The organism is Idiomarina sp. H2 (genome assembly GCF_004364275.1).
Classification (GTDB): Bacteria; Pseudomonadota; Gammaproteobacteria; order Enterobacterales; family Alteromonadaceae; genus Idiomarina; species Idiomarina loihiensis.
Genome location: NZ_SNZY01000002.1, coordinates 1 through 11,947, shown reverse-complemented (window position 1 = coordinate 11,947; position 11,947 = coordinate 1). Strand labels below are relative to the sequence as shown.

The following is an 11,947-nucleotide window of genomic DNA, read 5'->3' as shown; positions in this document are numbered from 1 at the left end:
TTAATCTTTCTTCGCTTTTGCAAAGGCGTCTGCTAATGCACTGCCCATTGCTGAGTTTTGTGGCTGTGGCGCACGACCACCATTGCCTGAAGGTTTTTTCTTAGGTCCGCTTCCGGTTTTCGCTTTAGGCTTGTCGCTGCCTGCGGTATTGGCTGGGGCTTCATCGCTCAGGCGCATGGTTAAGCCAATACGTTTACGCTCAATGTCCACTTCCAGCACTTTTACCTTCACAATGTCGCCGGCTTTAACCACTTCGCGCGGATCGCTGACGAACTTGTCCGCCAGTGCTGAAATGTGCACCAGACCGTCCTGATGCACGCCAACATCAATAAAGGCACCAAAGTTCGCCACGTTAGTTACCACACCTTCCAGCAACATGCCGGGCTTCAGATCACTGACTTTCTCAACGCCTTCTTTAAACTCTGCCATTTTGAATTCAGGACGCGGGTCGCGGCCGGGTTTTTCCAGTTCGGACAAAATGTCGGTAACCGTTGGCAGACCAAAGCGCTCATCGGTGTAGTCTTTAGCGTTCAAGGTTTTAATCAATTGCTGATTACCAATAAGTTCCTGTACCGGTAGTGAGTTCTCTTTAGCAATGCGTTCAACCACGGTATAAGCCTCGGGGTGCACTGAAGACGCATCCAGTGGCTGCTCGCCGTTACTAATGCGTAAGAAGCCGGCTGCCTGTTCAAAGGCTTTTGGTCCCATGCGCGCAACATCCAGCAATTGCTTACGGTTACGGAACGCACCGTGAGCATCGCGGTGCTCAACTAAGTTCTTCGCCAAAGTTTTCGATAAGCCGGATACGCGCTGCAGCAACGCGGCAGAAGCCATATTGGCATCCACACCCACTGCGTTTACGCAGTCTTCAACCACTGCATCCAGACTCTGCGCCAGTTGTGACTGGCTCACGTCGTGCTGGTACTGCCCGACACCAATAGACTTAGGTTCAATCTTCACCAGCTCGGCTAGTGGATCCTGCAAGCGGCGGGCAATAGAGACTGCACCACGTAGCGACACGTCCATATCAGGAAATTCTTGCGCGGCAAGTTCCGATGCTGAGTAAACCGAGGCGCCTGCTTCACTTACTATTACTTTGGTGGCTTTAATTTCGCTGTGTTGTTTCAGCATATCGCCGACCATTTTGTCGGTTTCGCGCGAGTGGGTGCCGTTGCCAATGCTGATAAGCTCAACTTTGTACTGCTTGCACAAGGTAGCCAGCGTGCGCATGGCCTTATCCATTTGGTTCTGCGGCTGGAACGGGAATACCGTGTTAGTGGCAACCGCTTTACCGGTTTCGTCTACCACGGCAACCTTAACGCCGGTGCGAACACCCGGGTCTAAGCCCATAGTGGTTTTAGCGCCGGCAGGTGCCGCCATCAACAAGTCTTTTAAGTTGCTGGCAAATACCTGAATGGCTGCTTCTTCAGCGCGTTCACGCACTCGCGCCATTAGCTCGGTTTCCATGTGCAGTGACAATTTCACCCGCCAGGTCCATTGAATAACCTGACGCAACCAGTCGTCGGCAGCGCGGCCTTTATGCTCAAAGTTCAGGAAGTCGGCAATAATCACTTCGCAATGTGAGCCGGCGGTTTTATCTTCACTGCCCGGGTCAGCGTCCATAGAAAGCTGTAAAAAGCCTTCGTTACGGCCACGCAGTAAGGCCAGCGTGCGGTGCGAGGGGATGGTTTTAAACAGCTCAGAAAACTCAAAGTAGTCGCGGAACTTAGCGCCTTCTTTCTCTTTACCCGCCGCAACTGTGCTGGTTAGGTGCGCGTTCTGCCATAAGTGCGAGCGCAAACGTTTTAGTAACTCGGCCTGCTCGGCAAAGCGCTCCATTAAAATAGCGCGGGCACCGTCGAGTACCGCTTTCGCATCGGCAAAGCCTTTGTCCGCGTCAATGTATTCTGCCGCGGCCTGCTCCGGGTCCTGCGTTGGTTCTTTCCACAGCAAGTCCGCCAGCGGTTCAAGCCCAGCTTCAATGGCAATTTGGCCTTTGGTGCGGCGCTTCGGTTTGTAAGGCAGGTATAAATCTTCCAGCTCGGTTTTCGAGTCAGCTGTTTTAATGCTCTGAGTCAGTTCGTCGGTCAGTTTGCCTTGCTCGTCAATGGACTTGAGTATCACCTGGCGGCGGTCATCCAGCTCGCGCAGGTAGTTCAGGCGCTGATGCAGCTGACGCAATTGCGTGTCATCTAAGCCGCCAGTCACTTCCTTACGGTAGCGCGCAATAAAGGGCACCGTTGAGCCTTCATCCAGCAACTGGATAACAGACGAAATCTGGCGTTCATCAACCTTCAGTTCATTAGCAAGTAATTGCGGTATCTGGCTCATAGTACATCTCTTAGTTTTGAAACTTTACGACAAATAATGGGGACGAATACTATCACGAATTGGCTACGCGGGCTGTTGGTAACTTATCTTATTAATAAACCAGGTCCTAGTACCCTGCTGTGTCGTTACTTCAGCCTCGTCGTCTACCTGCTTTTTCAGCAGGGCACGCGCCATGGGCGAATCAATAGACACCGCGTCTTTGCGATCATAAATTTCATCCGGTCCCACAATTTGGAAGGCGCGAACGTTCTCTTCCTCGTCCTCAATTTCCACCCAGGCACCAAAAAACACCTTACCGTCCTGTTGTGGCGAATAATACACCACCTTCACCTGCTCCAGACGCTTGGTTAAGTAACGAATGCGGCCATCAATTTTACGCAGTTTCTGCTTATTGTATTTGTATAATAACCCTCACCTAAAACTACTATTTACAGGAGAGCAAGTACTTGGTATTCCTATGTTAATGCACCGCCTTGAGAACTTCCATTTGTGGCTTATGTTTTAAAAATTCTAGTTAATTATAAAAGTCAGCAGTCCAGGTTTGTAAAGAAGTTGCCGGCTTTGCTCACCGACCATGGTTTGTTGATCTCGCATTTACGCTATTTAGCTGAAAATGATATGAGGAGTTCAGCTTGGAAGGAGCGCTCTACTTTTGCGTTAAAGTTATTAGTCAAATATATGCATGCCTACGGACCTCCCAGGAACGCAAGAAAGATGTTTAGAGATTTTTCAGAAGCTGTTTTGGTTGGAACTATCGACTATAAATCAATGGATGATCCGAAAGGACTATTTTGGTCGCCTAGAGCGATTAGTGATGCGAACAACATATTGAACCATATTAACTTGTATACAGATTTTATCGCACGCCAAGATGGTTACGAAGTATCTAATATTAATCCATTTCGGCGAGCTTCAAGTTACGAAGAGCGACTGAATTGGTGTGCATATCTTAATAAAAAGAAAAGTTTATTTCTAAACCATTTAAGCCCATACAGCCGTCCGTATGAAAAGCCTCAGTTTGTGCGAGAGGTAACATTACGAAAGGATCTTTTGGTACAACAAAATGATGTGCCTAGGTTCCCAGAGAAGTACTTAAGTGAATTGTACAAACGTGGTTTTAAGTTAAAAAGTGGTGAGCTGGACTATAAAAGCATTGCCATAACGATGCTTCTTAATGCGGGAGGATTGAGAAAAAGTGAGGTTTTTCACTTGTATACATCAGATATCACCCTGCACCCAAATAGGCCAGGCGAACCGTTAGTCCGTGTTTATCATCCTGAATTTGGAGGTTCCCCCGACTCAAATTACAGGAATAGAGCAGAATACTTATTGGCAACTTCCTCTTATAAGCCTCGTAATCGATATTTACCTAGTGAAAAGTTACGTAGCGGTTGGAAAGGTGCCCTCTTAACTGACAGGAGGGGATTCTTTGAAGTGATTTTTAACCCTCCTCATATGGCACAAGAGTTTCTAAAAGTCTGGGCTCTATACCTTAAATATCAGCGGGTTGACCCGAGTTCGAAAAACTTTCATCCATTTGCTTTTACTAACTCGAAAGGAAATCCTGAGACTATTTCTAGGTTTCAACTTATACATAAACAAGCAGTCGAAAGAATAGGACTAACAGCTCATAAGTCACAAGGGACTACTGAGCACGGCCACAGGCACGCTTATGGCTATCGCTGTCGCAAAGCGGGTCTAAGTCAGGTAGAGGTGCAAAAGGCCATGCATCATAGAAGCCCGAACTCATGTTTGGTCTACATACAGCCTACTGTAGATGAATTGAGAGCTGAACTTACTAAAGTAGAACTGGGGAATGAAAGTGACTGAAGCGAGGACATTGGAAGACGTAAAGTTAATTTGCAAAGAATATGGAATAACCAACAGTACCGAATATCGAGCGCGATACAAAAAGATTAACGGGCTCCCAGCGCATCCGGAGAGAGTTTTTAAGGATCAGTGGATATCATATAGACATTTCTTTGACTCTCTTTCATTCTATAGCTACAACGAGGCTCTTGAGATAATTCGCCCTAAAAAACTTAGGTCAGCCACGGAATATAAAAAGTTCATAATTGAATCACAAGATAAGCAATTGCCATACTCACCTGATGAAGTATACAAAGACTCTTGGGTAAGTTGGTATGTCTTTCTTGGCAAGGTGAGACCATTAACCCCGGAAAATATTGATGATGAGTACATAAAGTGGCGAGCTGCTATTATCGAGTTTTTGGAGTTAACTAAGGGAGGAGTAAGCAAGAAACCTCACTTATGTAGGTTCGTGAGACTTTACATTGAAAAGCACGAAAAAATAAAATGTCCGATAGAGTTTGTGCAAGTCAACAGACATAACTTACAGGCTCTACGACAGGAGCTGGAAAGTCTTAGTGAGCAACACCAGAGAAAACTTTTGAGAGTTACTCGAGAGTTTTTTGACTATATTATTGATGAGTATCTGACATTAGAGGATGATGGCTCTGGTAACGAGTCTCTGAGTATATTAGAAGCCAAAAACCCCCTTGATTATTTGAAGTTTAATGACCTTTCTCAGAGCAACATGGCTAGTGAGTCCACAAAAGCGTGTTTGCAATACCATTTTGTGCGAAAACTTCAAGATTGGATCATTCCTCCCAAAGCAAAAGACTTCAGTGATCTGAGGCATCTTCAACAATACAGTGCCGACTGGTTTGAAGTAGACAAGTCGAAGATTGATATAAGAGATCCAGATTGCGTATTTAAAACTATTGATGGTAAGTACTTTCTCTGGTCACCGATCAGTTGGATCCATACATACGCTTTAACGAAAGTTCCTTTAAGGGGGCGTCAGCTCGCTTATAATGATAGTGGTGAAGGCGATGATTACATAGCCGATATTGATTGCTGTGGCCAGCTTGCTTGGAAGAAGAATAAGGGGCCCCTTCGAGGTACTACTAAAAGACAGGGGTTTATTACAAAACTTCCTGATGAGAAACTTGGTTTATATACAACTACTAATAAAACAAAAACAAATCAGGGAGGGTACACTATCCCTTGGTTACCTGAAGACTTAGGGAAGTGGTTGGTAAGGTTAAGAAAGTGGCAGCAAAAATATAATCCGATTGATAGCCCAACGCTATGGGTTGATTGTAAACGTACGAACTATAATATAGCCCAACGAAAGCACCTGGGGAAAAATTGCTTTCTTTTTAGAGAGTTTGGGGGTGAAGAGCCTGCCGAAGTATCAACAGCTTTAGTTCACCGAGTGGCTGCAGGCTTATATAATATACAACCCGAAGAATTGCCTTTAGCAGAGCTCTTAGGTCCGAAAGAAACATTAGTCAATTACAAATCTAGATTTACTCCACATTCCCTTCGAGTAAGCTTAATCACCGCTTATGTGGTGGACTTTGGAATGCCGATAGAAATGGTTATGAAGATCGTCGGTCACTCGAGCATATTGATGTCGATCTATTATGTAAAAATCAAAGGTGAAGATATAAGGGAAAAGCTTGAGGAGGTTGATAAACGAGCTTTGAAAGAAAAGGCTGATGCTCTCCAACGGCAGGTTGAGGAAGGTAAGTTAGAGTCATTGGATAATCAACTAATAGCCTCAAGCCCTGAAGTTCTTGCCTCTATTATGTCAAATACTCCGAGAGGCAACTTTATTTTTAGAGACTATGGCATTTGCCCATTCGCAGCGTCCCGCTGCGAAGACGGGGGACAGCTAATAGGCCGGACTCAAGCGAGAAGCCCTGTTCCGAACGGCTATCTAGGTTTTCAGAATTGCTTAAGGTGTCGACACTTTATTACTGGTCCCGCGTTTATTGCAGGGCTTCAGGCGTTGTCAAACGAAGTTTCTTTTCATGCAAATGAGCAGTCTAATCATTATAAAAAGCTTCAAGGAGAACTCGCTGATCAAGAAGCAAAGCAGGTCGAGCTCGATAGAGAGTCTTATATTGCCTCGAAAACTGGCAAGGACTTTAATAGAACAGAAATATATAAGGTTGAAAGAAGGTTACGTAAACTAGAGTCGGAGGTTGAGCGTTCAGCTATGAAGCTTGATATGTACCTTACTGATCTGCAGTCAGCCTACAAGCTCATCAAACAATCCCTAGCATGTGTGTCAGAAGGCGATTTTGAGAAGGATTCTCTTAAACTCATTAAGCAACCCGATGCTGAACTCAAAATTGAATTGGAAGAGGTTTCAGCTTTTTTACAACTACATGAAGTATGTGAAAATGCTCAGATTTTTGAATCGTCCTCCGCTGAGGGTGCGGTAGCCCCTAGAAGTCAATTATTAGATAAAATGGCGGACTTTAATGGACTTCAATTAAAGCTCTATCAATATAGTATTGACGAGCAGCTAAACTTAGGAACGCAGGTTGTTAACTTATTAAAGAGTCGACTGGGGGGTATGGAAAACGTGGATAGACTTGTTAAACGTGAAATATCATTTCGGGATATTTTTAAGGATTCGGGGAAACTAATTTCATCTGAGCTGGAGCTTGTTATGCAAGGCACTGAAATGCCAAGACTCAAAGAGGTTGATTGAAAAATGTCTCCTGAAATGATGTTAGATAAGCTTAAGTCGAAAACCACAACACGAACCCAGAAGACATTGGACGCGATTTATGAGGTCTGTAAATCTCAAATTGAGGCTGGAGCAACTAATTTCTCGTATGCACATATTGCTAAGGTTGGCCAAGGACTTGGGGTTCCATCTAAGCAATCACTCCATAACAAATCTGGTGAATTATATCGCGTTTTAATAGATGCATTTGCTGAAACAGTTCAAGAGAAAAGCAGCAAACGATCGGCCGATGACTGGATTGAGCAGATTAATAATCCATCTCAGAAGCTACTGACAAGACAAATGGAGGCTGAACTGAAAGAAGCAAAAAAGACTATTGAAGAATTAAAGACTCCATCCTCTGAAATTTATATCTATGACAATGCCGGGGCACCCATAGACGAGAGAGAGGTATTAACTCAAGTTGAGAGGAAAGCTCTTGAGTATGTAACATCTTTTACTTTTAAGAAGAAATGGGGATTTACGGAGAATGAGTTTGGCGAATATGTTGATGAAAAGGGTGGAGTGATTTTTAGGTCGGGAACTTTAGATGCGATAAGAAAGGCTTTACGTTCGTTGTAGATATTGAATAAAGTTTAGAACTCAGCTCAATCGAACTCTAGCTCGAAGGGATTTTAATGAAAGCTAATTTAATCACTCGTCTCGGCTACGAACAGTTGGAAAAAGAATTAGACTATTTATGGAAGGATTACCGCCCTAAGATTACAGAGAAAGTTGCGTGGGCAGCAAGTTTGGGGGATAGGTCTGATAATGCAGATTATAAAGAAAATAAGAGTCTACTGCGGCAAATAGACTCAAAAATTCGCCACCTCCGCAAAAGGTTAGATACTGTAAGAATTGTTGATTACTCCCCACAACAAGAAGGAAAAGTCTATTTTGGTGCGTGGGTGGTGGTCGAAAGCTTGACTCTAGAAAAAAGGGAATTTCGGATAGTTGGACCCGATGAAATTTATGATACAACCTCAGTTATCTCTATTAACTCACCTATGGCTAGGGCGTTATTGGGAAAATGTGTAGGAGATGAGGTAACGGTTAAAGGGCCAAAGAGTGAAAATAAATGGAAAATAGTTCATATCTGTTATGACAAAACTTAGATGAATTAATAGTTAGCTAATAGCTCTTGCTCGGGGGAGTCACATTGAACCGAGCTACTAATTCTTCTTCATTAACGCCCTCAAAGCAAGAGTTGGGTGAGTTGATTTATCAATAATTCTATTTAATTTTTCCCATACTTTTGGGCGATTTTTATTGCTTTTTTGGCTGCCTTTTTACGAGGCTTTGTGTCTTTGCTCATTTCTGAGATTCAGTACTGTCGCCTGTTCATCACTGATGTATTTACTTTAAGCGAATATTCGGACAATATTTCATTACCGTAGTAAGTTTTTATCAAGATTTTGTCAGCCTCCTCCTCTGAAACCACTGACTTCCACTTGGCCTCGAACTTACCGAAAGGTGAGCGTAGGAGTGGCATCTGCTTCACCCAAATCATACCGCCCTCAATTTTATATAATTCTCCTCCGTCTTCGAATGCGGTGTTGGAAAAAGATACACTAGGTGGACTAGTTACAATCTCGACTATTCTCATTTTTTGCTCATTTAGTTTATTAAGCTCCACCGTTTATAGCCCCCTTCCGTTAAGGTTCTTCATGCATTGCAATTTTATGGAATTTCAAGACTCCCGTTATAGAGCCAGCTTGGCGCAACACGGTGCTTAGTAATCCTAAGTATATGTGAGTTGTGAATCCTTACACAATCTAATTATCTATAGTTAATAATGATGATTAAAAGTTGGCATATAAACACCCGTTTCCGTATCGCTTACACACTCTTCGCAAAATGCGAAAAATAAGCCAAAAAGAGCTAGGTATAAGAATTGGGCTGGAGCCAGGTTCATCCAGTAGCCGTATGAATCATTATGAGAAAGGAAGACATACCCCTGATTTTTCAATCATTAAGCTGCTCGCGGATGAGCTGAAGGTGCCGGCCTACTATTTTTTTTGCGACTCCGATGAAGAGGCTGAAAGAGCTTTGAGATTATATGCTCTGAGTGATGAGCAGCTCGAGATAATAGATAAAATGCTTTTAGAATTCACACAAAAATAAATGCATTTTACTTCTACTTTCCTAAGCATAGAGAAGTCGGTCATAATCATCGGAGATCTATCTAGAAAGTTTAGGTTATGACGACAAAATTTGAGGGCACCTATGGTTAACGGCTTTATTAACTTTCGTTTTGATACCTCAAGTGGGGGGAATGTTAATAGAACCTATTTTTATCAGCAAGCTCTGAAAGACTACTGGGAAATGACCAGTGTATCGCCTCCTCGATTTAAATACTCGGTTCGAGAAGTGGTTGATAAGTGGGGAGAGCATGCGGTTAAGGAAATAACAAAAAAGCATTTTGTATCATGCAACTCTGAAGATCTAACTTGTCCTATATGCGACAAACCCATAGTGTTTTCCTCTAGAAACAGCTTGGTAAAGCTATTAGAAAGTAAACTTTCCAAAGTGAACTTTTGTAAGTCACAAGAGCATCAGGCGTGCTTAGAACAGCAAATACTAGAACACTCAAGCAATGTCTTCTTTTTTGATGAAGAAGAGTACCTTGAGCAGCCGAAATGGAGTCTATTTGATGCCTCATTCCTAGACTTACTGAAAATGCTGGCAATTTACCTAGAGGTAGGACCGACTACCTGCAGTATTAATATGGATGAGGACTATGAAGAAAATAAGGCTCTTCGTCAATATAGCCAAAGCTTGTTACCGGAACTAGTTAGAAAAGGTTATATTTTTCATCTGGATGAAAAAGTTCCTTTCCCAGTTGATATTATTCAGTCTATGGAATTCTTAAGGAATTACTACCCGGAAGGTAAGAAACCCAACACGCTAGGAGTAAATTGTGCGCTGTCTTTAAGTAAAATGGGCATAAGAGAAATTAGTGAGGGATACCGGATAAATCCGGTAAAGGATTTCATGGGCTCGGAAGTCGTAAACGTGTGTATCGAGCATTGCCAAATGCTAATTCAGGAGTGTGCGTTTAGTATAGAAACATTAACCGAATTAGAGTGTATGTTAATTGATGCTAGAGCTAAAACATTACTGGAGATGGTTAAGTCAGTTGGTGTCGAATATAATATTCCTGTGAATTACTTAGCCGGCTCTGATTTAATGATGAAGCGGCTAGCTCAGCGTTTGTCGATTGAAAGAGCTACTCAGCTATCATGTCTTGCTGCCGGAAAGTGTCGATATTTTATTAGAAAACCAGGGGTTTCTAACTTGGTTAAAGGAAGGTACTTCTTTTCAGCTTTGAGTAATTTGTTTGAAGAGTCGCAGACACATGATGAAGTAAAGTCTCTAAATAACGTAGACTTTGAATTTAAAAGTGATTGTGGGTTTGATAGTGCAGTGTCTATGATCTTTAAGCTTGATTCTGATTTAGATACTCTGTCCGTTGGCGAGATAGTGAAGGAAATTTATCTCAAAGTAAAATATCAATCAGAGAACTCTGATACCTTGGGCGGTATTTGAACTTCTTAGCTTTGAATCCACACCGATTTATAGTTATTCCTGATTTTTTCCGATGCGGTAAATCTAGATGTTAACGATACCGTTGACGTAAAAGTAGAAGGTCGTTGTGTTGTGATTGAACCTGTCCGTGATGACGGGTTAGAACCCGGCATTTGAGAAAGCCCGCTTGACCAAGCGGGTATGTTTAAACTTTATGGTTGCTAATTCTAATTGCTTTCAATAAGATTACCGCGGTAGGCACTTGGGATTTAGATCTGTCGTTATTCACTTCAAGTCAATGCGACGGTGACCAAGATGCAATGACTTAGCCTCCGAACGGGGGCTTTTTAGTTTTTGACTTCGGTTTCGTAAACATAAACCGTCCGCAGTACCTACGCTACCGGTCAAAGCAATAATTAGCTGCTCTTCATCAAGTCTTTAAGGGCTTCTGTTGGCTGTGGCGGTTCATTGATGATTTTGTTCAACCTTTCCCAGGCTTCTTTGTTTAGTTTTGTGGTTTGGCCTGCTGTTTTGAGCTTTGCACTCTTAGTTTTTTTGTCCATTTTCTGACCTGCTCTTATTCTGATTTTTTTCACTGTCTGACTGCACTTTTGTCTTAAACACATAAATGGCATATATAACAAAAGCAGTAAGAATCGCAACTGGGATTAGCCCCGAGAGAAATTGCTCAAGCATGTTATCCATTTCTACCTCCCTCCCTAAACGGCTAGGCCAGTAGGATGGCTCTCTAAATACAAAAGCCAAGCTTTGAACTTGGGTTTAAAAGTAGTGATAGTTCGTGACATCCCCTTAGCTCTTTGGGGCCAGGGTAGTGCAGTAAACTGCAAACTGACTATCTAGCAGAATTCCGTTGGTAAATTCTGGTAGCTTTTGGAGCGTAGGGTTCTACCCCTTTATCACGGACGGTTTAAAATCGCACTAAACTGCTGATCTTGTTTTGCCAGTCTACGACGCATTCTTGGATTATGAAACCGTTCAATATAATCAAAGATGTCTGAACGTGCTTCATCTCTTGTTCGATAGCGGCGGTAATTCACTCTTTCACGCTTCAGTATTCCAAAAAATCCTTCACAGGCAGCGTTGTCGCTGCAATGACCGACTGCGCTCATACTGCTGATCAGGTTATTAAATTTGAGAGCACGCTGATAATCACCACTGGTAAATTGAGACCCGCGATCTGAATGTAAAATCACGGGCTGATTGCCTGTTCGTTGCCAGACGGCCATTTCCGCTGCGCGAATGACCATGTACCGATCCTGACGGTGATGCATGGACCAGCCCACTATCAGCTTGCTGTACAAGTCGAGCACAACGCACAGAAACAACTTGCCTTCGGTGGTTGTCACTTCGGTAATATCGGTGACCCATTTAGTTTCAGGCTCTGCCGCTGTGAAGTCACGTGCCAGATGATTTTTAAGGCCAGCGGGCCTGGCGGCCTGTCGCTTTCGGCCTCGTCCTTTCTTACGAGGCCAGCCCTGAACGCCATTGACGGCCATTAAGCGGGCAACCCGATTCAGA

At 43.3% G+C, this 11,947-nt stretch carries 8 protein-coding genes and 2 pseudogenes; 6 read left to right on the top strand and 4 right to left on the bottom strand.

All coding sequences use genetic code 11. The annotated features are described in order from the left end of the window. On the bottom strand, nucleotides 1-2,331 hold the full coding sequence (locus DET62_RS02230) for a Tex family protein (RefSeq protein ID WP_110013056.1): 2,331 nt from the start codon (nucleotides 2,329-2,331) through the stop codon (nucleotides 1-3). Nucleotides 2,332-2,394: 63 nt separating this feature from the next. Then, nucleotides 2,395-2,733: pseudogene (locus DET62_RS02225) on the bottom strand (GreA/GreB family elongation factor); the annotation flags it as partial. An 87-nt stretch (nucleotides 2,734-2,820) separates the two neighbouring features. On the opposite strand from DET62_RS02225, the gene gmtY reads away from it, so the two are divergent. The 6 genes from gmtY (at nucleotide 2,821) to DET62_RS02195 (ending at nucleotide 10,429) form a co-directional block, all read left to right on the top strand. Continuing rightward, nucleotides 2,821-4,161 carry a gamma-mobile-trio recombinase GmtY gene (gmtY, locus tag DET62_RS02220; RefSeq protein ID WP_110013057.1) on the top strand — a complete coding sequence of 447 codons (1,341 nt, stop codon included), beginning with the start codon at nucleotides 2,821-2,823 and terminating at the stop codon, nucleotides 4,159-4,161. After that, the gene (locus tag DET62_RS02215) at nucleotides 4,148-6,862 is read left to right on the top strand and encodes a VPA1269 family protein (RefSeq protein WP_110013058.1); all 2,715 of its coding nucleotides are present in this window, start codon (nucleotides 4,148-4,150) and stop codon (nucleotides 6,860-6,862) included. The genes gmtY and DET62_RS02215 overlap by 14 nt, the downstream gene beginning before the upstream one ends. A gap of 3 nt (nucleotides 6,863-6,865) precedes the next feature. After that, nucleotides 6,866-7,462 (top strand): gamma-mobile-trio protein GmtX, encoded by a 597-nt coding sequence (gmtX, locus tag DET62_RS02210; protein ID WP_110013059.1) that lies wholly within the window; start codon nucleotides 6,866-6,868, stop codon nucleotides 7,460-7,462. A 56-nt stretch (nucleotides 7,463-7,518) separates the two neighbouring features. After that, the gene (greB, locus tag DET62_RS02205) at nucleotides 7,519-7,995 is read left to right on the top strand and encodes a transcription elongation factor GreB (RefSeq protein WP_110013060.1); all 477 of its coding nucleotides are present in this window, start codon (nucleotides 7,519-7,521) and stop codon (nucleotides 7,993-7,995) included. A gap of 694 nt (nucleotides 7,996-8,689) precedes the next feature. After that, on the top strand, nucleotides 8,690-9,004 hold the full coding sequence (locus tag DET62_RS02200; protein WP_110013062.1) for a helix-turn-helix transcriptional regulator: 315 nt from the start codon (nucleotides 8,690-8,692) through the stop codon (nucleotides 9,002-9,004). Nucleotides 9,005-9,106: 102 nt separating this feature from the next. Further along, a complete protein-coding gene (locus DET62_RS02195) occupies nucleotides 9,107-10,429 on the top strand; it encodes a hypothetical protein (protein ID WP_110013063.1) in 1,323 nt (440 codons plus the stop codon). 395 nt (nucleotides 10,430-10,824) lie between these two features. Here the strand turns inward: DET62_RS02195 and DET62_RS14425 are convergent, their stop codons facing one another. Then, entirely contained in the window at nucleotides 10,825-10,971 is a 147-nt protein-coding gene (locus DET62_RS14425; RefSeq protein WP_166635850.1) for a DUF1778 domain-containing protein, read from the bottom strand. A gap of 343 nt (nucleotides 10,972-11,314) precedes the next feature. Next, nucleotides 11,315-11,947, bottom strand: a pseudogene (locus DET62_RS02185) (IS3-like element ISIlo12 family transposase); the annotation flags it as partial.

Bases quoted from the DNA above. Each gene is read 5' to 3' on its own strand.
- gmtX (WP_110013059.1), top strand. From the start codon at position 6,866: ATGTCTCCTGAAATGATGTTAGATAAGCTTAAGTCGAAAACCACAACA.
- DET62_RS02230 (WP_110013056.1), bottom strand. From the start codon at position 2,331: ATGAGCCAGATACCGCAATTACTTGCTAATGAACTGAAGGTTGATGAA.
- DET62_RS02195 (WP_110013063.1), top strand. From the start codon at position 9,107: ATGGTTAACGGCTTTATTAACTTTCGTTTTGATACCTCAAGTGGGGGG.
- greB (WP_110013060.1), top strand. From the start codon at position 7,519: ATGAAAGCTAATTTAATCACTCGTCTCGGCTACGAACAGTTGGAAAAA.
- DET62_RS14425 (WP_166635850.1), bottom strand. From the start codon at position 10,971: ATGGACAAAAAAACTAAGAGTGCAAAGCTCAAAACAGCAGGCCAAACC.
- DET62_RS02215 (WP_110013058.1), top strand. From the start codon at position 4,148: ATGAAAGTGACTGAAGCGAGGACATTGGAAGACGTAAAGTTAATTTGC.